Consider the following 20,029-nt stretch of genomic DNA (forward strand, 5'->3'; position numbering starts at 1 on the left):
TAAAACCATGAACGCGCCCAACATAATTCCTGCGGCAAAGGTCTCAGTCGCGACCGTCGCTCAGTCGTTACATTTCCCTCCCTCAGCACCGCGGGTTTTACCGCTTTTAAAGCGCCAACTGACTGATATTAATGTCGATATCCAGCAGATCATCGACCTTGTGCGGCTCGACCCAGGGATTTCCGCCCGGGTGCTGCACGCAGCCAATAGCCTGGTGTTCTCCCGCGGCGTGCGCTGCCACTCGGTCGCCGTTGCGGTGAATCGGATCGGATTTAACCCGATTTTTGAAATCGTGACGAACGCGGTCGCGGAGCAGGTTTTGGTGCAGTCGCTCGTCTCCTATTCGATGGAGGCAGATGAATTTTGGCGTCGATCGGTGGTTTGCGGCATGGCTGCGGAACGGCTTGCGAGCATGCGCGACGAGGATGACAACGTAGCCTATACCATTGGGTTACTGCATGGCGTGGGTATGGTGGCGGTCGACCAGTGGTTGCAGCGGCATATGCCGACGCTGGGCTTTTTCGGGCGCGGTTTTCCCAATGATTTTTCGGATGGCGAACGTGTTTTGCTAGGGTTTACCAGTGCCGAAGTGGGGGCGGCGGTGCTGCGCGGATGGGAATTCCCGCCAGAGATGTCCGAACCGATTCGTTGGCAGCATGCGCCACAAGGCGCTGTAGCGCATAAGCAGCTTAATTGCCTTCTATATGCCGCAAAATGGCTCACCGATCGGGTCTGCGCAGGATCGAATTACAAGGGGGCAACTCCCGACTCCCGCATGCTCGCGCCGATTCAGTTAACTGCAGCCTCGCTGGCGTTTGAAGTGGATGAAATCAAGGAGCGGTTTGACACTGTCCTGCGTAAACTTGAGGTCGAGGGGCCCGTAGCGGCTGCGTCGTAACCCGAGCGCCGCTAACGGCGAAGCGTTCCACCCGCTCGCCACCGCCCGATTTACCGGCGTGATATACCCGCCGAGTGAAAGCCACAGGCGTTTCCCTTTGCGTCGGGAGCGCGGGGCGGTTTGCGTGGCGGGCTCATGTACGAATTCCCTCTCACTGCCGCACAAAAAACCTTCCTCCGCGGTGCCGGACAGACGCTCGAATCCTCAGTCAAAGTAGGCAAAAGCGGCCTCACTCCCGAGTTCTTCATCGAGCTGCAAAAGCACCTCAACGCCCGCGAGCTGATCAAGGTCCGCTTTGTCGCCGCCGAGCGCGACGACCGCGCCGCCCTGGCCCAACAGATCGCCGATGGCGGTCGCTGCGTTTTTGTAAGTTCCGTGGGTGCCACCGCCTTGTTTTTCCGCCAAAACCCCGATCCCTCACGCCGCGTTGTCACGTTGGCCTGATTTAACGATTCCGGTTCATGGCTTCCGCCATTAACGCTTTTGGCTGGGACGACGCTTGGGCGGTCGCCTTTACTCCGCACGTTCAGGCAGGGCTGGAGCCCGCTCGCGTGGTAGTCGAGTTGCGCCGCCATTATTACGCGGTGCAGACCGCCGGTGGTGAATTATTAGGTGAACTCACCGGCAAGTTCCATCACGCCGCCGACCGCGATGCCCAAGCGTATCCGGCCGTCGGTGACTGGGTGGTGGTTCAAGTCGGCACCGATGGGCGTCGCGCGCAAATTCATGCGCTGCTGCCGCGCCGGACGCGTTTTTCGCGCCAGGCCGCCGGCGAGGCGCAGGTCGAGCAGATCGTCGCCGCCAACATCGACACGGTTTTTTTGGTCAGCGGACTGGATGCCAACTACAACGCGAAGCGCATCCAGCGCTTCTTCGTCGCCGCCCGCGACAGCGGTGCGCAGCCGGTCATCATTTTAAATAAATCGGATCTTTGCGACGACCCCGATGCGGTACGTACCGAGATCGAGCTGCTCGTGCCGGGCGCGCCCGTGGCGATCACGAGCACCTACACGCGCAAGGGCCTCAAGGCGCTGACGGAGACCTACGCTCTGCCCGGCCGCACACTCGCCTTTGTCGGATCTTCGGGTGCGGGGAAATCGACGCTGATTAACCGCCTGCTCAAGGACGCCGAGGCGATGCCCACGGCTGCAGTGCGCGAAAAGGACGGCAAGGGCCGCCACACCACGACACGCCGCGAGTTGATGCAGACGCCCACCGGCGCACTGGTGATCGACACACCCGGCATGCGGGAATTCCAACTCTGGGACGCCAAGGAGGCGGTAGAGGACGCCTATCCGGACATTATCGACTTGGCCGTGCGCTGCCGTTTCACCAGCTGCAAACACCACGAGGAGCCCGGTTGTGCGGTGCGGGTGGCGCTGGAAAGCGGCGTGTTGCCCGCTTCGCGATTGGAGAGTTACCGTAAACTCAAAGCCGAGCAGGTGGCCAAAGCGCCCAAACAGCTCAAGCCGGGGGCGCACGCCAGCGCGCCAGGCTGGCGGAAAAAGGCCGAGGCCGCCAGTGTACGGACCTACCGCGATCGGCAGCACCGCGAAGACGAGTGACGGCCCGCTCTTCCCCGCCCCGCCCTACCTGCCATCCGGTTTACCGGGAAGCCCCTCAACGGGTTCGAATTTAAGTGCAAAAAAAAGACGCGACCCCCGATGGGGCCGCGTCTTTTTTTGCGCGCTACCAGAACAGGACGGTTGGCCGTCGCGTGGCTCAGTTATTAAAACGGAACAATGCGACGTCGCCGTCCTGAAAGACATATTCCTTACCTTCGAGACGGTATTTACCGGCATCACGCGCCGCAGCGGTGCTGCCCAAGCGGGTAAGATCGTCATAGCTGACGATTTCCGCTTTGATGAAACCCTTCTCGAAATCGGTATGGATGACACCCGCGGCCTGCGGGGCCTTGAAACCCTTTTTGATCGTCCAGCAGCGCACCTCTTTTTCACCGGCGGTGAAATAGGTCTGCAGGCCGAGCAGGGTGTAGGTACCCTTGATGAGCATGGAAACGCCTGAGTCGCTTACGCCGAGATCCTTGAGGAACTCCTTGGCTTCGTCGGCGGACAGGTCGATCAATTCGGCCTCAATACGAGCGCTGATCGGCACGTAGGCGGCGTCGTGATGCGCCTTTACGAACTCGGCGACTTTTTTCACGAAGGGATTGGCTTCGGCGGTGGCGAGATCGCCCTCGGCGACGTTGCAGGCGTAGATCACTGGCTTGGCGCTGAGCAACTGGAAGAACTGAAGCAGCTTTTTCTCGTCGTCGGTGGCCTCAAGAACGTTGGCAGGTTTACCCTCGTTGAGGTGGGGCACGAGGCGCTCCAGCAGGGCGAATTCCGCCACTGCATCCTTGTCGCCGGCCTTGGCGAGTTTCTGGGTCTTGTTCATGCGCTTCTCGACGGCGTCGAGGTCGGCAAGGACCAGCTCGGTGGTAATCACCTCGATGTCACGCACCGGATCGACCGAACCCATGGTATGAAGGATGTCATCATCCTCGAAGCAGCGAACGACGTGCACAATGGCATCGGTCTCGCGGATGTTGGCGAGGAACTGATTGCCGAGGCCTTCACCCTTGCTGGCACCGGCTACCAAGCCGGCGATGTCGACGAACTCGATGGCGGCCGGCACGACCACGTTGGTCTTGGCAATAGCCTTGAGCACATAGGCGCGTTCATCGGGAACCACCACCATGCCCACATTGGGATCGATGGTGCAGAACGGGTAATTAGCCGCCTCCGCCTTGCGGGAGCGGGTGAGTGCGTTGAAGAGAGTGGACTTGCCTACATTGGGTAGGCCGACGATGCCTGCTTTGAGCATAAGAGTCGCACGTTCGGTCCGCGCGCAGGTGTGGTCAAGGTCCGTCTTTCTTTGCGCGGCGATTATCGTATGAAATGGCAGCTTGACATCAATTGTCCCGTTCGGTGGATTCCTCAACTTTTCAATTCAAGCACCTGTCCGAAAGCATACTCTCATGGCCCTTAAAATCCGTCTCTCCCGCATCGGTTCCACGCACAACCCGATCTATCACGTAGTCGTCGCCGAAGCCCGTTCGCGTCGCGATGGTGCTGCTGTCGAAACCCTCGGCACCCACAACCCCCGCATCAAGAACGACATCATCAAGCTCGATGTCGCCCGTTGCGACTACTGGATCAGCAAGGGTGCTACCCCGACCGACACCGCCAACTCGCTCATCAAGCGCGCCCGCAAGGCCTTGGTGGTTGCCGCCGCCTAAGCTTTCGACCTAGAAAGCGCCTTTAATCGCCCAGCCTCACGGCTCGGGCGATTTTTTTTGCCTACTTCCTTTACACAATGCCACTCCACGTCGATGTGCTCACGCTTTTCCCTCGGATGCTCGAAGGCTTCCTTGCTGAAAGCATTTTGGGCAAGGGCATCGAAAGTGGCCTGTTGACCGTGAAGGTCCACGACGTGCGCGACTGGGCGACGAGCAAACACAAGAATGCCGACGACCGCCCCTTCGGCGGTGGCGCCGGCATGGTGATGAAGCCTGAACCCGTGTTCGCCGCCATCGAGCAACTGCAGACGCCTGGCTGCCGGCGCATTTATCTGACCCCCGACGGCACGCCTTACTCGGAAAAACTCGCCCGCGAGCTGGCTCAGGAGACGCACCTCGTGTTGCTCAGCGGCCACTACGAAGGCATCGACCAACGCATTCGCGACAAGGTCATCGATCAGGAAATCAGCATCGGTGACTACGTGCTCACCAACGGCACCCTGCCGGCAGCCGTGGTCATCGATGCACTCGCGCGTTTTATCCCCGGAGTTCTTGGCGAAGAAAAGTCATTGACGCACGAATCCTTCACAGGCAAGTTGCTCGACTTTCCTCAATACACACGTCCAGCCGAGTTCCGCGGCATGTCCGTTCCAGAAGTCCTCTTATCTGGAGACCATGCTAAAATAGAACAGTGGCGAAACGCCCGTCGTATCGAGAAAACCAGACAAGTCCGACCCGATTTACTCAAATAACTTTCCAATCAACCGTCATGAGCAACCCGATCATCAGAGAAATTACCGCCAGCCAGGTCAAAAAAGACCTCCCTCCCTTCAAGGTCGGCGACGGCGTGCGCGTTCACACCAAAGTACGCGAGGGTGACAAAGAGCGTATCCAGATTTTCTCTGGCATTGTCATCGCCATCAAGGGCAGCGGCATCCACGAGACCTTCACCGTTCGCCGTATCAGCTACGGTGAGGGCGTGGAGCGCGTGTTCCCCATCAGCTCCCCGAACATCGACAAAATCGAGATCGAGCAGGTCTCCGAGCCGATGCGCGCCCGCCTTTACTACCTGCGTGACCGCCTCGGCAAGGCCGCCGTTGCCGTCAAGGTGGCCAAGCGCGAAGTCGCTGCCAAGTAAGCCGCCGTTACGATTCAGCCATGAAACAAGCGAGTCTACCCGACTCGCTTTTTTCATGCCCTTTGGCCTTCCCCAACGCGCGGAAAAGCACTTACTCCTGAACGTTCATTTTCATCGCATTCCCATTTCTACCCATGCCACTCCAAACCCTTATTTTATCCAACGCTGCTAATCAGGCCCGCGGCCTCGCCATCGACGCCGTGCACAAGTGCTCCTCCGGCCACCTCGGCCTGCCGCTCGGTGCCGCCGAGATCGGCGCCGTGCTTTTTGGCAGCGCGCTTTCCTACAACCCCGACGCCCCGCGTTGGCTCAACCGCGACCGTTTCGTGCTCTCCGCCGGCCACGGCTCCATGTTCATCTACAGCTGGCTGCACCTGGCCGGCTACGATCTGCCCATCGAAGAGGTGAAGAACTTCCGCGTCCTTCACAGCAAGACCCCCGGCCACCCCGAGTTCCACGAGACCCCCGGTGTTGAATGCACCACCGGCCCCCTCGGCCAGGGCGTCGCCAACGCCACCGGTCTGGCCCTGTCGATTCAAGCCGCCGCCGCGCGTTTCAACACCGCCGAGCACACCCTGTTCGACAGCCACGTGATCGCCCTCGCCGGTGACGGCTGCTTGCAGGAAGGCGTCGCGCTGGAGGCCATCGCCTTCGCCGCCCACCAGAAGCTCGACAACCTGATCCTCATCTACGACTCCAACGACGTCACCCTCGACGCCATGGCCAACAAGTCGCAGAGCGGCGACGACGTGAAGCGCTTCAAGGCCATCGGCTGGGACGTGCAACTCATCGACGGCCACGACTTGCTCGCCATCGCCAAGGCGATCGCCAAGGCCAAGAAGGCCACCGGCAAGCCCCAGCTCATCATCGCCAAGACGATCATCGGCAAGGGCATTCCTGAAGTCGCCGGCACCTCCAAGGGCCACGGCGAAGGCGGCGCCAAGTTCTCCGATTCCGCCCGTGCCGGTCTCGGCCTGCCCGCCGACCAGCACTTCTTCGTCAGCGACGAGGTCCGCACCTACTTTGCCGGCCACAAAAAGAAGCAGATCCGCGCCTACAAAAAGTGGGGTAAAACCTACGAGGCCTGGAAGATCGCCAACCCCGAAAAGGCCGCACTTCTCTCCAGCCGTGGCACCGCTCCAGTGGCAGCCAAATTATTGGAAAACACGCCGCTGTTCCCCGCCGACGCCAAGCTCGCCACCCGCGCAGCCGGCCAGCAGGTCCTGCAGGCGGTTGCCGCTCAGCTCCCGCTGCTGATCGGTGGCAGCGCCGACCTCTACGGCTCCACGCTCAACTACATCGCCGCTGACAAAGACTTCGACGAGACCAACCGCGCCGGCCGCAACATCCGCTTCGGCATTCGCGAGCACGCCATGGCCGCCATCGCCAACGGTGTTGCCTACGACGGTATCTTCCGTCCCTCGGTCGCGACGTTCCTGGTGTTCGCCGACTACTCGCGTCCCGCCATGCGCCTTGCCGCGCTGGCCAAGCTCCCCGTCATCTACATCTACACCCACGACTCCGTTGGCGTGGGCGAAGACGGCCCGACGCACCAGCCCGTTGAGACCGTTTCCGGCCTGCGCGTGATCCCCGGTTTCGACGTGATCCGCCCCGGCGATCCCGAGGAAACCGCTGGTGCCTACGCCGCCGCGCTTGAGCGCATCGACGGCCCCACCCTGCTCTCGCTCAGCCGCCAGGCGATTCCCTTGCTCAACGACATTCCCGTCGCCACCCGCCGTGAAGGCGTGGCCAAGGGCGCGTACATTGCAGTCAAAGAATCCGCCGAGCTCACCCACATCCTCCTGGCGAGCGGCAGCGAGCTGCAATACGCCGTCAACGCCGCCAAGATCCTGGGTGCCGGTGTGCGCGTGGTATCGGTACCCTGCTTCGAGCGCTTCAACCGCCAGAGCTGCAACTATCGCGAAAGCGTGCTGCCGATCGCCGTGCGCAAGCGCGTCGCCATCGAGGCGGGCGTGACCGGCCTCTGGTACCAGTACGTCGGCCTCGACGGTAAAGTCATTGGTATCGACCGTTTCGGTATCAGCGCTCCTGGTGCGACCGTCTTCAAGGAGCTCGGTATCACCACCGAAGCGGTGGTCCAGGCCGCCCAGTCGCTCTAAGCACTCGGGATCTTGAGAAAATCGGCTGGGGCAACCGCCCCAGCCACAGAAAAGGCGGGCCATTTTGTGGCCCGCCTTTTTTGTGCGCCTCTCAGGCGAGGCTGAGACCCGCGCCCCAAACGCGCCCGATCAGGCCACGCGTGCCGCAGCCCCCGCCTCGTAGCGCGCCACCCAGGCGCGGTGCCAGGTGCCGTAATCGCCGGCCTCAATGTGGGCTCGGGCCTGCGCCATCAGATCGAGGTAGAAATGGAGGTTGTGCAACGTGCAGAGCGTACAGGCCAAAATCTCGCCCGCCACCGTCAGGTGCCGCAGGTAGGCTCGCGAGAACTGGGTCGTGTAATTCACCACCTCGTCGCTAATCGGACGCGGGTCCGTACGGAACTTTTCGTTACGCAGATTGAGCGGGCCGTCGGGGGTGAAAACCAGGCCGTTGCGGGCGACGCGGGAGGGCAACACGCAGTCGAACATGTCCACCCCGAGGGCGACCATTTTTAACAACTGCGGAGGCGTGCCCAGCCCCATGGTGTAGCGGGGCTTATCCGCCGGCATAAACGGCGTGGTCGCGCCCACTTGTTTGAGCATCTCAGGCTCGGGCTCGCCCACGCTGACCCCGCCCACTGCGTAGCCGGGGAAATCCAGCGCAGCCAGCGACTCGGCAGCCTCGCGGCGCAGGTCGTCGTAGGTCGAGCCCTGCACGATGGCGAACAGGTGGTGGCCCGCCGCGAGCCAACCGGTGTCGGTGGCGATCTGTTTACACTGCGCAGCCCAGCGCAGAGAACGCGCGCAGGCCTCGGCAGTGGCGTCCCGTTCGCATGGCCACGGCGGGCACTCGTCGATCACCATCGCGATGTCGCTGCCGAGATTTTGCTGGATCGACATCACCTCGCGCGGACCGAGGAAAAGTTTTTTGCCGTCGAGATGGGACTGAAACTCCACGCCGTCGTCGTGCATCTTGCGCAGCTTGGCCAAGGAAAACACCTGGAAGCCGCCGCTGTCGGTGAGGATCGGGCCGTCCCAGCCCATGAATTTGTGCAGTCCACCGAGGTCACGAATAAGCTCGCTGGTGGGGCGCAGGTTCAGGTGGTAGGTGTTGCCCAAAATGATCTGCGAGCCGATCTCGCGCAGGTGGGAGGGCGTGAGGGATTTGACCGTGCCCTGAGTACCCACCGGCATAAAAATGGGCGTCTCGACCATCCCGTGACGGGTGCGCAGCCGGCCGCGACGGGCCGCCGTGAGGGTGTCGGTTTTGAGCAGTTGAAAATGGTCGGGCATCGCCCCCAACCTACCGCCACGCTTGACCCTTGTGTCAACCCGCGAGGATACTGCGAAAAAATAACACCGTGCTGCTCGTCATCGACAACTACGATTCGTTCACCTTCAACCTCGTCCAATACTTCGGTCAGTTGGGCGTAACGCAGCGGGTATTTCGCAACAACGAGATCACCGTCGCCGAGGCCCTCGCGCTCAATCCCGACCGCGTGCTCATCTCGCCCGGGCCCTGCTCGCCCGCAGAGGCCGGTGTATCGCTCGACATGATCAGTGCCTTCGCCGGCAAAAAACCCATCTTCGGAGTGTGCCTCGGCCACCAGTCGATCGGCCATTACTTCGGTGGCCGAGTCATCCGTGCCGATCGCCTCATGCACGGCAAAACCTCGCCGATCCTGCACAAGGACACCGACCTATTTAAAGGCATGCCGCAGGGCTTCGCGGCGACGCGCTACCACTCGCTGCTGGTCGAACGCTCCACCCTGCCCGACTGCTTGGAGATCACCGCCGACACCGCCGAAGGCGAGATCATGGGCCTGCGCCACAAAGCCCTGCCGATCTGGGGCGTGCAATTCCACCCCGAGTCCATCGCCACCGAAGGCGGCATGAAGATCCTGGAAAACTTTCTCACGCTCAACTGAGCCGTCCGCCTCCATCCGCATGCGTTGCCCCAAGTGCACTTCCATCGACGACAAGGTCATCGATTCCCGCATCAGCAAAGAGGGCAGCTCCATTCGCCGCCGCCGCGAATGCCTTGAGTGCGGACACCGCTTCAGCACCACCGAATTCATCGTTCGTGAGGGCATCGTGGTGATCAAACGCGACGGTCGCCGCGAGGATTTTGACCGCGAAAAGGTCATCCGCGCCTTGCGTGCCGCTTGCCAAAAACGCCCCGTCAACGACGAGCAAATCGGCATGTTGGTAGAGGATGTGGTGGACGCCCTCGAAGCCCACCACGACACGGACATTCCCTCGCGCACCATCGGCGATGCCGTGATGAGCCGCCTGCGCAAAATCGACGAGGTCGCCTACGTGCGCTTCGCCAGCGTGTATAAAGAATTCCGCGACGTCTCCGAGTTCATGCTCGAAATCAGCTCGCTGGACAAAAAGCCGGATTCGACTGCCTGATGCCCCCTCCCGACCGCGACGCCCTGCGCCGCCTGCACTTTATCAACGCGCTGTTCGCGCATGTTACCGGGCACGATCTCTATCTGGCCGAGCAGATCAAGGGAGCCATTACCTTCAGCTTGGCGGAGCTTGAAGCGCAAACGGACGAACACCCCGAGTTTGCCGCCACCTACGACGCCGCCTTCAACGCCTCGGCCGCGAGGTTACTGGAATCGCTTTTTGCCGGCCAACCACGCCACGGTTTTTTCCACTGGGATGCCCTGAGTACGATTACCTCGGCGACTCCGCTGTTTGCCCGCGCCGAATTGATGACTGGGCTTAAACGCCTCGCGCCCTACCGCGAATCCACGCTTTTGATCACCAACCTGCGCCCCGCCCTGCTGCCGCCGGAAAAGCGTGCCACCCCCCGCCGCGAGCGCGAGTACGCCGACGCCCTCGCCTACATCCGCGACCTCGCCGCCGCGCGCACCGCCCCGAGCGCCGACCTGCGCCTGCTGCTGCTCTGAGCGGCGCGTGCGTTTCGAACCAGCATTACAGCTAAAACGCCAAACGTAGCGCAGACTTCCAGTCTGCTCTGGAGTTTGGCCCCTGACTAGTCGAACGCAGATCAGCCGAATCCTTGAGCGTGAGCTCAAGGTCTGGAGTTTGGCCGTTTAACTCGTGCCAAGAACCATACAGGTGCTGCGCATCATGTATGGCGATCTGAGCTGATCACTCCGGAGAGTTTCGCAGACTTCGCAACAGCCACCCTCACGTCAACGAACTCATCGAAACCCATGCCGTTGCTACCTGCGGTACGATTCTACCTTAGCTGGGGGGGGGGGCGGATCTCAACTCGTTTTGGGGCCAAACTCCAGCGCAGACTTCCAGTCTGCTTTGAATCAATTCCCCTCGACTTGGGGTTGCGGCCCTAGCGCGGAGCAGACTGGAAGCCTGCGCTACTCTCCGGCACGGGTGAGCACGGGGCTGGCATATAAAATGCAAGCGGTCTTGTGCTGCCCCCTCCCGCCGCCTAAATCCCTCGCATGCGTTTTCCTGCCCTCCTTCTCGCCCTCACCCTCGGTTGTGCCTCGGTTTCGGCCAGCGGCGTTCAAGTCGTTCGAATCCTGCCCGAATACATGCCCGCCGATTCATTCGTCCGGATTTCCGAGTATTTCAACGGCAAGGAAAATACCCGCGGTGCCACCATCCTGCGCACCCAGCCAAAATCGCGTGACGGCTTTTATTTTAACCTGCGCACCCAGACCGACGCGCCCATCGAATTGGCTTGGGTGGTACTGGAAATCATCACGCCGGCCTCCGCCGAAACCCGCGTAGAGAGTTTTGCTGTTTCTCTACCTAAGGGCAGCCACCTCATTCGCTTAGGTCTGACCGGCAAGGACTGGCCGAATGCGAAAGATCGTCCCGCTGCATGGAAACTTCGCATCCTCGGGGTAAACGGCGCGGAACTTGCAACGGAGCAAAGCTACCTTTGGTCCAAACCCGACTCACCCACTCCTGTTAAACCCGCTGATCCCTCCGCCGCAAAGGTGGACTGACCACCTCCCCGCCCACTTCCCATGGCTGATCTTTTCGCTCAATACGAACACGGTAAATTTTACGACGAGATGTTTGCCTCCCCTGGGCAAACCCACCCGCACTACCAGCGGCTGCAGGAAAGATTCAGCCAGATGGCGAATATGGCGGAGCTGATGGATCGCCAGCGTACCGCCGACCAGACGTTCATCGACCGCGGCGTCACCTTCACGGTCTATTCCGACAACGCTGGCACGGAGAAAATTTTCCCCTTCGACCTGCTCCCGCGCATCATCCCCGCCCACGAATGGGCCCACCTGGAGCGCGGCCTGATCCAGCGCATGCAGGCGCTCAACCTGTTCCTCGCCGACATCTACGGCGCGCAGCGCATCCTCACCGAGGGCATTATGCCGCGCGAGATGGTCGAGACCTCGAAAAACTTCCGCAAGGAACTGGTTGGCTGCAAAATCGCCCGCGACCTTTACGTCCACATTAACGGCTCGGACATGATCCGCGACGAAGCCGGTTTGTACTCGGTTCTTGAGGACAACCTGCGCACGCCCTCGGGCGTGAGCTATGTGCTCGAAAACCGCCAGGTGATGAAGCGGGTGTTCCCCAATCTGCTGCGCGACTACCGCGTGCGCCCGGTGGAAAACTACACCAACGACCTGCTCAACCTGCTTGTCCACCTGGCCCCGGAGCACGTGCCCGAGCCCACGGTGGTGTTGCTCACCCCCGGCGTTTTTAACTCCGCCTATTTCGAGCACAGCTTCCTCGCCCGCCAGATGGGCATCGAAATCGTCGAAGGCAATGACCTGGTGGTGGTAGACGACAAGGTGTACATGCGCCGCACCCACGGGCTGTCGCCCGTGCACGTCATTTACCGCCGTATCGACGACGATTTCCTCGACCCCACCGTGTTCCGCAAGGACTCGCTGCTCGGCGTGCCGGGGTTGTTCGAAGCCTATCGCAAAGGCAACGTCGCCCTCTGTAACCCCATCGGCACCGGGGTGGCCGACGACAAGGCCGTGTATTACTACGTGCCGCAGATGATCAAATTTTACCTCGGCGAGGACCCCATCCTGCCGAACATCGAGACCTTTCTCTCCGGCAACGAAAAGGAGCTCGGCTACATCCTCGCCAATTTACCCAAGCTCGTGGTCAAGAGCGTCAACGAAGCCGGTGGCTACGGCATGTTGGTCGGCCCTCACAGCACGCAGACGCAAATCGAGGAGTTTAGAGCCAAGATCATCGCCCATCCGCGCAACTTCATCGCGCAGCCGACCATCGGATTGTCGCGCTGCCCCAGTGTGTGCGAAGGCGGCACCATCGAAGGCCGGCACATCGATTTCCGGCCCTACATTCTCAACGGCGAGACGATCAAGATCATGCCCGGCGGCCTCACCCGCGTGGCGCTGCGCAAAGGCAGCTTGGTGGTCAATTCATCCCAAGGCGGCGGCTCGAAGGACACCTGGGTGCTCAGCGACGACAACGCTTCCACGCCCGTGCCCGCTCCCGAAAAAATCATCGTGTAAGCAATACCCGGAGCTACACGAAATGACCAAGGACCAATTACCAAGGACCAATGTCCAAGGCCCAATTACCCATGAAGGCGAATCCAGCACTCACCACTTCTTTTGACTTGGAAGAACGTACAGCTGCCTTCGGCGAAAAAGTCACCGAATTTTGCCGGTTGATCCCCCTTGGCCCCACTGCTTCGCCGCTGATCACTCAATTCGTAAAGTCGGGCACCAGTATGGGTGCCAACTACTGCGAAGCCGATGAGGCTGAATCGAAGCCAGATTTCAGACACAAAATCGCGATCTGCCGCAAAGAAGCCAAAGAAACCAAAGAAACCAAATACTGGTGTCGCATGATGGCGACCGCCTGCCCGACGCAAACCGAAAGCCTGCGTGGCATTTGGCAAGAAGCCCACGAGCTTCACCTCATTTTCTGTAAAATAATTCGCACCACCGACGCCAACCTACAAAGCGAACGGTTACTTAAAAAACGCCTTTAACTTCCCTCCTCCACCTTAGACCTCGGCCATTGGTCCTTGGTCATTGGTCATTGGTCATTGGTCCTTCCTCCCCTCCTCCTCTCCCACCATGCTTTCCCGCGTTGCAAATCTCGTTTACTGGATGGCCCGCTACCTTGAGCGCGCCGAAAACACCGCTCGCATCGTTGATGTGAACGCCCAGCTCGTGCTCGACCTCCAGTCGCGCCAGGCCGCCGATGACCCCAAGTCCTGGGAGCCGTTGGTCTACGTCACCGGCGATGAGGACAAGTTCTTTGAACTCTACGGTGACGCCGTGACCGAGCGTGCTGTCATCGAGTTCATGCTCTTCGACAAGCGCAATCCCAGCTCGTTGATCTCCTGCATCGCCTTCGCCCGCGAAAACGCGCGCTGCATCCGCGACCAGCTTTCCGGCGACGTTTGGGAGACGCTCAACACCTTTTACCTCAAACTCAAAAGCGACGACTTCGGTCGCTACGCTCAACTGGGCTCCGCCGAGTACCTGAATCGGGTTAAAACCCAGATCCAACTCCTCTTCGGCGTGGCCGACTCGATGATCCCCCGCACCAACCTGTGGTGGTTCTTCCAACTCGGCCGGCACCTCGAACGCGCCGACAATACCTCGCGCATCCTCGATGTTAAATACTACATGCTGCTGCCCGACGTGCACACGGTAGGCTCGGCTCTCGACATGGTTCAGTGGGCCTCGGTGCTGCGCTCGTGCTCCGCCTTTGAGGCTTTCCGCCGCTCCCGCCGCGGCCAGCTCAACCTGGAACGCGTAGTCGACTATCTGCTACGTGACGCGGTTTTCCCCCGCAGCATCTTGTTTTCCATTGCCGAAGCCGAGCAATCCCTCGCCCAGATCACCGCAGAAGGCAGCCAACTGGACGACTCACCTCCCTCCCGACTACTCCGCTCGCTACGTGTCGAGCTCGAGCAAATCGATGTCACCATGGTCATAGCCGACGGCCTACATGAGTTCCTCGATGACGTGCAAATGAAGATCTCCGAAATCCACTCCGCGATCCAGGAGACCTTCGTCGATTACCCCACCAGTGGTGCGCAGGTGGTAGCCTGAGCGCGGCGGCGTGGACGACACGGAGGTCGTCCCCCCCATTCATAAGAACAAAAAAGCCCGGCCGAATCGGCCGGGCTTTTTGTTGAATTCGCCGACCCTGCTTAACGCAGATTGATCGGGGTAAAATTACGCTGCGGTGCGCCGACGTAGATCTGGCGTGGACGATAGATCTTCAGTTTTGGATTGGCGGCCACTTCGCGCCACTGGGCGATCCAGCCGGGCATACGACCGATCGCGAACATCACCGTGAACATGTTCAACGGAATTCCGAGGGCGCGCATGATCAAACCCGAGTAGAAATCGACGTTCGGATAGAGTTTACGCGCAATGAAATACTCGTCGTTAAGCGCGCACTCTTCGAGGCGCATCGCGATATCGAGCAACGGGTCATCCTTGATGTTGAGTGAGGCGAGCGCCTTGTAGAAGGAACCCTTGATGATCTTAGCGCGCGGGTCGTGGTTACGATAAACGCGGTGGCCGAAGCCCATCAGGCGGTCGCCCTTACCGGACTTGGCGGCGGCAATGAACTTGGTGCCGTCATCGCCGTCGTTGTGGATGTTCTGGAGCATTTCCAAAACGGCCATGTTGGCACCACCGTGCAGCGGGCCCCAAAGCGCGTTAACGCCGGCGGAAACCGAGGCGAACAGGTTGGCGCCAGCCGAAGCGACCATGCGTACGGTCGAGGTGGAGCAGTTCTGCTCGTGGTCAGCATGCAGCAGCAGGAACAGATTTAATGCCGAGGCGACCTCCGGGGTCGGCACGAACTCGTTATACGGTTCGGAGAACATCAAATGCAGGAAGTTCTCACAGTAGCCCAACGTGGGACGCGGATAGTTAAGCGGCAGACCGTTGCTCACGCGGAAGGTGTGCGCAGCGATGGTGCGCACCTTGGAAATGGCGATGGCAGCCGCTTCATCGAAATGCTCCAAATCACGCTGGTGATTGTTGCTGGCTAGGTGCGGGTAATAAGCGCCCAGCGCGTTGATCGAAGCCGAAAGAACTGCCATCGGATGCGCATCACGCGGAAAGCTCTGAATAAAGCGAACCATGCCCTCGCGCAGTGGCGCGTGCTGAGTCAGCATACGTGAAAACTTAGCGCGCTGATCACTGGTCGGCAGCTCGCCTTGGGTAACGAGGTAAGCCGTCTCCACAAAATTGGACTTTTCGGCCAGTTGCTCGATCGGGTAACCGCGGTAGCGGAGAATACCTGCTTCACCATCGATGTAGGTGATTTTACTGGTGCATGAACCCGTGTTGCCGAATCCATCATCATAGGTGATGTAACCCGTCTCAGCCCGCAGCTTGGAAATATCCAGTGCTTTCTCACCTTCGGAACCGACGAAGATCGGCAAATTCAACTCTTTGTCATCCAGCTTCAGGGTAGCAATATTCGACATATTGGCTCAACAGAGCAAAATCCGCACCGGATGCAAAACAAAGTCACCCGATCCCCTCCGCATAGCTGCGACATAAGCGAGAGCGCCGGTTCACGTTAGCAAAAGTGTTACCCCTTATAAGCCTCCGGTCTCAATCGGCCGCCGGAGATGGGCGCAGCGAGGCGCGCGTTCGAACGTTTTTGCGCGAAAAACACACGCCTCTTTTGGCCTAACCCGAAAATGCAGACTGGAAGTCTGCGCTACTTCTATCCGGCCTCAGATGAACTTAGAACGCAGCTAGCGAGCAGCACCGGCCAGAGCGGCGAAGTTGCGATAAATCTGAAGTCCCTTGGCCTGACTTTTTTCCGGGTGAAACTGCGTGGCAAAACAACGTCCGCGGGCGATCGCCGCAGTGAATCCCGCGCCGTAGTCGCATTCGGCAAGCACCAGCTTCGGATCGGCCGGCACGCAGTGAAAACTGTGCACGAAATAGAAGGACTCGCCGTCATCATTCAACCCGGCCTGCAATGGCGTTCCCTGCTGCACGAAACGCACCGTATTCCAACCCATGTGCGGAATCTTATACTCGGCCGGGAGGCGTAAGCGCACCACTTTACCTGGGAAAATGCCGAGCCCAGCCGTGTCGCCTTCTTCCGAATACTCGAAGAGCGCCTGCATCCCCAAGCAAACCCCCAGGAACGGCCGATCGGCGGCGATCCATTCGCGCACGGTGTCGGCTAGCCCGCTGGCCTTGAGTGAAGCGACGCAGTCAGTGAGGGCTCCCACACCCGGCAATACCAAGCCATCGGCGCCGCAAGCAGCGACCTCCGCCGGCGTACGCACGACTTTTACCGTGGCACCGACGACCTCAAAGGCCTTGGTGACGCTGCCGAGGTTGCAAAGACCGTTATCAATGACGGCGATGATAGACATGGATAGATCGAAAGTGGCACGGGCGTCTCGCCCGTGGTTTTTAAGACTTGGCCCTTAATTACGCCCCGGCGCACCGGAGACCTGAATTAGATTTTCCCCTTAGTCGAAGGCAACTGGCCAGCCGTGCGCGGATCGATCTGCGTAGCGGCGTCCATCGCCCGGGCCAGGCCCTTGAAAATCGCCTCGGCGACGTGGTGCGGCTCTTCGCCGTATTCGAGCGTGATGTGCAAGTTGCAACCGAGTGCGTTGCTGAACGCGCGGGCAAATTCCTTCACGAGGATGATGTTGAAATCGCGCACATACTGCGTCGGCGCCTCAACCTGGTAAACCAAGTGCGGGCGGCCGCCGATATCCACCGCAACGCGCGCCAGGGACTCGTCCATGGGCAACAGGAAGAATCCGTAACGCTTGATGCCGAGTTTGTCGCCGAGCGCCTGCTTAAAGGCGTCGCCGAGCACGAGGCCGACGTCCTCGACCGTGTGGTGATAATCGACGGCGACGTCGCCGATGCATTTCACGTCGAGGTCGAACAGGCCATGCTTTGCGAACAGCGTGAGCATGTGGTCGAAAAACGGGACGCCGGTGTCGATTTTGGACACACCAGCGCCGTCAACGGCGAGGGTGAGCGCGATGTCAGTTTCGGCGGTCTTACGGGAGAGAGTTACGTTGCGAGCCATGCTTCAAATGCGGTGTTAACGGCGAACATTTCGTCGTCGCTGCCGACGCTGATGCGCAGGAATGGCGCGGTCAAGGCGTGGCTGGGAAAGGCGCGAACGAGGATTTTACGGGAAAGCAGAAAGTCGTAGAGTGACTTCGCGATCGCAGGCCCGGTCTCACCACGGGAGTTTTTCGGCTCGGCGAAAATGAAGTTGGTCTGCGTAGGATAGATAAACCAGCCGAACTTCCCCGCCCACTCACCCAGCCAGAAATCGCGCGTCTGAATAATTTTCCCGATGATTGCGTCGTAATAACCGCCGTCACTCAGCGCGGCGAGCGCGGCAGCCTGGGAGAGGCGGTTGACGTTGTAGCTGTCGCGCACGCGGTCGAGCAGCTCGATGATGGCGGTGCTGGCGAGCGCGTAGCCGACGCGGATTCCGGCAAGCGCGTGGGCCTTGGAGAGCGTGCGGGTGATGACGAGGTTGGGATAACGCGCGAGCAGCGGCACGGCGTTTTCTTCGGCGAACGGGGCGTATGCCTCGTCGACGACCAAGACACCGGGGAATTTATCCAAAACGGCGGCGAGTTCGGCGTTGGTGAATGCGACGCCGGTGGGCGCGTTGGGCGAGGTCAGGAAAAATGCCCGAGCGCCGGAAGCGGCGATTTTGTCCACCGGCAGTTTCATCGACCGGTCGAATTCGATCACGGTGGTCGCGCCGTCATTAATGGCAACGAGCACCGGATAGAGCGAGTAGCTCGGCAGCATGAAGCCGGTGGCCGCGGCGGGCCCGCCGAAGACGCGTACGAGCAGATTGAGTACGTCGTCAGAGCCGTTGCCGATGAGCACATTGTCCTCGCGCAGGCCGTGGCCGTTGATCTTGGCAACGAGTTGGCGCAGCGGAGTGGCTTTGGGGTTGGGGTAAAGGCGCAGGCGCTCTCCATCGTCGGCCAGCTCCTCGCGAACCGCAGCGGCCACACGCGGGCTGGGCGGATACGGGCACTCGTTGGTGTTAAGCTTCACCCAGCCCGACTCGGTCGGTTGCAGGCCGGGAGTGTAGGCGTGCAGTTTCTGGATGTGCGGGAGGACGAGGGAGGCGAGGTCAGACATGATCAGAAATATCGTTCTCGTTCTCTTACTCCTACTCGTTCTCGCCCCGGAGAAATATCCTGAGAGCGAGTACGCAAAAGGACTTGGGAACGACGTTAATTCAAAGAGCGCGGATCTTCACCGAGCGGCCGTGGGCGTCGAGTTTCTCCATGGCGGCGAAGGCCGAAACCACGGGTTCGGCTTTTTTGACGGAGGCCTTGTTGTAGCAAACCACGCTGGTGCGGCGCATGAAGTCGGCCACGCGCAGTCCGCTGAAGAAGCGTCCTGCACGAGCCGTGGGCAGGACATGGCTCGGTCCGGCGGTGAAATCGCCGAGAGCCGTCGCCGTGAAGTTGCCCAACATAATGGCACCCGCCGTGGTGATGTCGCGCAACAGGGTCTTTTGCGCCGAATCCTTAACGAGCAGTTCGAGGTGCTCGGGGGCGACATAGTTGGCGATCTTGACCGCCTCGGTCAGGTTTTTCACCTCGATCGCCAAAAAGCCCTGACTGAGCACGCGCTGGGTTTTCTCGGAGCGCGAGATCTGTTTGAGCTGCACCTTCACCTCTTCGCCAATGGCGGCAATAATCGCGGCGGAGGTTGCAACGAGGTAGATTTTCTCGCGGCCGGAACCGTGCTCGGCCTGGGCCAGCAAATCGGCGGCGGCGAAAGCGACATTGGCCGTTTCGTCGGCGATGATCATGACCTCGCTGGGACCGGGGAGCGAATCGACACCGACAGTGCCGAACACCTGGCGCTTGGCCTCACACACGTAGGCGTTGCCGGGCCCGAAGACTTTATCGACGGCCGGCACGGTGAGCGTGCCGAAAGCAGCCGCACCGATCGCCTGAACGCCACCGACGCGGTAGATCTCGTCGATGCCGACTAAGTCCAGCGCGGCGAGCACGCCATCGGCGATTTTGCCCTGGGAATTCGAGGGCGTGAACACGGCGATCTCGGGGCAACCGGCGATCTTGGCCAGCGTGGCCGTCATCAGGACCGTGGAGACCAGCGGCACTTCGCCACCCGGCACATAGAGACCGACGCGGCGGATCGGGTGGTTAACCTCACCGACATCGGCGCCGTGTTTATTTTTGCCCATCCAGTCCTTGGGCAAACTCTGTTTGTTAAAGGCGACGATGTTTTCGTGAGCGGCGACCAGCGCCTTGCGCTCAGCGGCGGGCAAGCGTTTGACGGCTGCGGCGATCTCGGCCGGCTTAACGCGGAAATCGCGGGCGCGGAGCTTGGCGCCATCGAACTTGGCGGCGTAGTAACACACGGCTTCGTCCCCGCGTTGCTGGATGTCGGCGAGGATCGAGGTGACCGCGTCGCGGATGTCCTTGGGCACGGCAGCGCCGCGACAAAATTCAGCCAGATCAGAATCGAAGGTTTTGGAGGAGGACTGAAGTAGGCGCACGGTGGTAAAATGAGTCGGCAAGCACTAGGCACCCGCCCCCTCCGGCGCGAGTAGGAAAACTCTCCGCAGTGAAAAGAGCCTTGAGGACACAAAAAAGCCCGCCGTGATCACTCGCGACGGGCTCAGCATGAAAGACATCCGCAAGCGTAAGGCTAATT

Annotated in this window: 21 protein-coding genes; 14 read left to right on the forward strand and 7 right to left on the reverse strand. The window is 60.4% G+C overall.

What is annotated here, in order from left to right; all coding sequences use genetic code 11:
- The first annotated feature begins 7 nt into the window (after positions 1-7).
- The 3 genes from H2170_14145 to rsgA all read left to right on the forward strand — a co-directional run bounded on the left by H2170_14145 (position 8) and on the right by rsgA (position 2,463).
- Positions 8-898 carry an HDOD domain-containing protein gene (locus tag H2170_14145; GenBank protein MCS6301214.1) on the forward strand — a complete coding sequence of 297 codons (891 nt, stop codon included), beginning with the start codon at positions 8-10 and terminating at the stop codon, positions 896-898.
- A 135-nt stretch (positions 899-1,033) separates the two neighbouring features.
- Positions 1,034-1,342: a YhbY family RNA-binding protein gene (locus tag H2170_14150; GenBank protein MCS6301215.1), complete on the forward strand. Its 309-nt coding sequence runs from the start codon at positions 1,034-1,036 to the stop codon at positions 1,340-1,342.
- 17 nt (positions 1,343-1,359) lie between these two features.
- Positions 1,360-2,463, forward strand: a complete 1,104-nt coding sequence (gene rsgA, locus H2170_14155; GenBank protein MCS6301216.1) for a ribosome small subunit-dependent GTPase A — start codon at positions 1,360-1,362, stop codon at positions 2,461-2,463.
- 157 nt (positions 2,464-2,620) lie between these two features.
- Here rsgA and ychF read toward each other — a convergent pair whose 3' ends face one another.
- Positions 2,621-3,724 carry a redox-regulated ATPase YchF gene (gene ychF, locus H2170_14160; GenBank protein ID MCS6301217.1) on the reverse strand — a complete coding sequence of 368 codons (1,104 nt, stop codon included), beginning with the start codon at positions 3,722-3,724 and terminating at the stop codon, positions 2,621-2,623.
- Positions 3,725-3,878: 154 nt separating this feature from the next.
- Here ychF and rpsP point away from each other — a divergent pair, with 154 nt between their 5' ends.
- The 4 genes from rpsP (at position 3,879) to tkt (ending at position 7,397) form a co-directional block, all read left to right on the forward strand.
- On the forward strand, positions 3,879-4,139 hold the full coding sequence (gene rpsP / locus H2170_14165; GenBank protein ID MCS6301218.1) for a 30S ribosomal protein S16: 261 nt from the start codon (positions 3,879-3,881) through the stop codon (positions 4,137-4,139).
- A gap of 77 nt (positions 4,140-4,216) precedes the next feature.
- Positions 4,217-4,891 (forward strand): tRNA (guanosine(37)-N1)-methyltransferase TrmD, encoded by a 675-nt coding sequence (gene trmD / locus H2170_14170; protein MCS6301219.1) that lies wholly within the window; start codon positions 4,217-4,219, stop codon positions 4,889-4,891.
- Between the two features lie 17 nt (positions 4,892-4,908).
- Complete coding sequence (gene rplS, locus H2170_14175; GenBank protein ID MCS6301220.1) at positions 4,909-5,277, forward strand: 50S ribosomal protein L19; 369 nt, start codon at positions 4,909-4,911, stop codon at positions 5,275-5,277.
- Positions 5,278-5,411: 134 nt separating this feature from the next.
- Positions 5,412-7,397 carry a transketolase gene (gene tkt, locus H2170_14180; protein ID MCS6301221.1) on the forward strand — a complete coding sequence of 662 codons (1,986 nt, stop codon included), beginning with the start codon at positions 5,412-5,414 and terminating at the stop codon, positions 7,395-7,397.
- 129 nt (positions 7,398-7,526) lie between these two features.
- Here tkt and tgt read toward each other — a convergent pair whose 3' ends face one another.
- Positions 7,527-8,669, reverse strand: coding sequence for a tRNA guanosine(34) transglycosylase Tgt (gene tgt, locus H2170_14185; GenBank protein ID MCS6301222.1), 1,143 nt, complete (start codon positions 8,667-8,669; stop codon positions 7,527-7,529).
- A gap of 68 nt (positions 8,670-8,737) precedes the next feature.
- On the opposite strand from tgt, the gene H2170_14190 reads away from it, so the two are divergent.
- The 7 genes from H2170_14190 (at position 8,738) to H2170_14220 (ending at position 14,401) form a co-directional block, all read left to right on the forward strand.
- Entirely contained in the window at positions 8,738-9,304 is a 567-nt protein-coding gene (locus H2170_14190) for an aminodeoxychorismate/anthranilate synthase component II (GenBank protein ID MCS6301223.1), read from the forward strand.
- 19 nt (positions 9,305-9,323) lie between these two features.
- Positions 9,324-9,791, forward strand: a complete 468-nt coding sequence (nrdR, locus tag H2170_14195; protein MCS6301224.1) for a transcriptional repressor NrdR — start codon at positions 9,324-9,326, stop codon at positions 9,789-9,791.
- Positions 9,791-10,297, forward strand: coding sequence for a hypothetical protein (locus H2170_14200; protein MCS6301225.1), 507 nt, complete (start codon positions 9,791-9,793; stop codon positions 10,295-10,297). The genes nrdR and H2170_14200 overlap by 1 nt, the downstream gene beginning before the upstream one ends.
- A gap of 519 nt (positions 10,298-10,816) precedes the next feature.
- Positions 10,817-11,329 (forward strand): hypothetical protein, encoded by a 513-nt coding sequence (locus H2170_14205; protein MCS6301226.1) that lies wholly within the window; start codon positions 10,817-10,819, stop codon positions 11,327-11,329.
- A 21-nt stretch (positions 11,330-11,350) separates the two neighbouring features.
- Positions 11,351-12,841, forward strand: a complete 1,491-nt coding sequence (locus H2170_14210; protein MCS6301227.1) for a circularly permuted type 2 ATP-grasp protein — start codon at positions 11,351-11,353, stop codon at positions 12,839-12,841.
- A gap of 71 nt (positions 12,842-12,912) precedes the next feature.
- On the forward strand, positions 12,913-13,326 hold the full coding sequence (locus H2170_14215; GenBank protein MCS6301228.1) for a four helix bundle protein: 414 nt from the start codon (positions 12,913-12,915) through the stop codon (positions 13,324-13,326).
- Between the two features lie 88 nt (positions 13,327-13,414).
- Complete coding sequence (locus H2170_14220; GenBank protein ID MCS6301229.1) at positions 13,415-14,401, forward strand: alpha-E domain-containing protein; 987 nt, start codon at positions 13,415-13,417, stop codon at positions 14,399-14,401.
- Between the two features lie 101 nt (positions 14,402-14,502).
- Here the strand turns inward: H2170_14220 and H2170_14225 are convergent, their stop codons facing one another.
- From H2170_14225 to hisD, 5 genes are all read right to left on the reverse strand, one after another.
- Positions 14,503-15,798: a citrate synthase gene (locus H2170_14225; protein ID MCS6301230.1), complete on the reverse strand. Its 1,296-nt coding sequence runs from the start codon at positions 15,796-15,798 to the stop codon at positions 14,503-14,505.
- Positions 15,799-16,074: 276 nt separating this feature from the next.
- The gene (gene hisH / locus H2170_14230; protein ID MCS6301231.1) at positions 16,075-16,710 is read right to left on the reverse strand and encodes an imidazole glycerol phosphate synthase subunit HisH; all 636 of its coding nucleotides are present in this window, start codon (positions 16,708-16,710) and stop codon (positions 16,075-16,077) included.
- 86 nt (positions 16,711-16,796) lie between these two features.
- Complete coding sequence (hisB, locus tag H2170_14235) at positions 16,797-17,387, reverse strand: imidazoleglycerol-phosphate dehydratase HisB (GenBank protein ID MCS6301232.1); 591 nt, start codon at positions 17,385-17,387, stop codon at positions 16,797-16,799.
- Entirely contained in the window at positions 17,372-18,475 is a 1,104-nt protein-coding gene (gene hisC / locus H2170_14240) for a histidinol-phosphate transaminase (protein ID MCS6301233.1), read from the reverse strand. The genes hisB and hisC overlap by 16 nt, the downstream gene beginning before the upstream one ends.
- Positions 18,476-18,575: 100 nt before the next feature.
- Complete coding sequence (gene hisD, locus H2170_14245; protein ID MCS6301234.1) at positions 18,576-19,871, reverse strand: histidinol dehydrogenase; 1,296 nt, start codon at positions 19,869-19,871, stop codon at positions 18,576-18,578.
- Between the last annotated feature and the right edge of the window lie 158 nt (positions 19,872-20,029).

The organism is Opitutus sp. (assembly GCA_024998815.1).
Lineage (GTDB): Bacteria > Verrucomicrobiota > Verrucomicrobiia > Opitutales > Opitutaceae > Rariglobus.

Bases quoted from the DNA above. Each gene is read 5' to 3' on its own strand.
- H2170_14215 (MCS6301228.1), top strand. From the start codon at position 12,913: ATGAAGGCGAATCCAGCACTCACCACTTCTTTTGACTTGGAAGAACGT.
- H2170_14225 (MCS6301230.1), bottom strand. From the start codon at position 15,798: ATGTCGAATATTGCTACCCTGAAGCTGGATGACAAAGAGTTGAATTTG.
- hisC (MCS6301233.1), bottom strand. From the start codon at position 18,475: ATGTCTGACCTCGCCTCCCTCGTCCTCCCGCACATCCAGAAACTGCAC.
- H2170_14145 (MCS6301214.1), top strand. From the start codon at position 8: ATGAACGCGCCCAACATAATTCCTGCGGCAAAGGTCTCAGTCGCGACC.
- H2170_14205 (MCS6301226.1), top strand. From the start codon at position 10,817: ATGCGTTTTCCTGCCCTCCTTCTCGCCCTCACCCTCGGTTGTGCCTCG.
- H2170_14220 (MCS6301229.1), top strand. From the start codon at position 13,415: ATGCTTTCCCGCGTTGCAAATCTCGTTTACTGGATGGCCCGCTACCTT.
- H2170_14150 (MCS6301215.1), top strand. From the start codon at position 1,034: ATGTACGAATTCCCTCTCACTGCCGCACAAAAAACCTTCCTCCGCGGT.
- tkt (MCS6301221.1), top strand. From the start codon at position 5,412: ATGCCACTCCAAACCCTTATTTTATCCAACGCTGCTAATCAGGCCCGC.
- ychF (MCS6301217.1), bottom strand. From the start codon at position 3,724: ATGCTCAAAGCAGGCATCGTCGGCCTACCCAATGTAGGCAAGTCCACT.
- tgt (MCS6301222.1), bottom strand. From the start codon at position 8,669: ATGCCCGACCATTTTCAACTGCTCAAAACCGACACCCTCACGGCGGCC.
- trmD (MCS6301219.1), top strand. From the start codon at position 4,217: ATGCCACTCCACGTCGATGTGCTCACGCTTTTCCCTCGGATGCTCGAA.
- H2170_14210 (MCS6301227.1), top strand. From the start codon at position 11,351: ATGGCTGATCTTTTCGCTCAATACGAACACGGTAAATTTTACGACGAG.
- rsgA (MCS6301216.1), top strand. From the start codon at position 1,360: ATGGCTTCCGCCATTAACGCTTTTGGCTGGGACGACGCTTGGGCGGTC.
- nrdR (MCS6301224.1), top strand. From the start codon at position 9,324: ATGCGTTGCCCCAAGTGCACTTCCATCGACGACAAGGTCATCGATTCC.
- hisH (MCS6301231.1), bottom strand. From the start codon at position 16,710: ATGTCTATCATCGCCGTCATTGATAACGGTCTTTGCAACCTCGGCAGC.
- rpsP (MCS6301218.1), top strand. From the start codon at position 3,879: ATGGCCCTTAAAATCCGTCTCTCCCGCATCGGTTCCACGCACAACCCG.
- H2170_14200 (MCS6301225.1), top strand. From the start codon at position 9,791: ATGCCCCCTCCCGACCGCGACGCCCTGCGCCGCCTGCACTTTATCAAC.
- rplS (MCS6301220.1), top strand. From the start codon at position 4,909: ATGAGCAACCCGATCATCAGAGAAATTACCGCCAGCCAGGTCAAAAAA.
- hisB (MCS6301232.1), bottom strand. From the start codon at position 17,387: ATGGCTCGCAACGTAACTCTCTCCCGTAAGACCGCCGAAACTGACATC.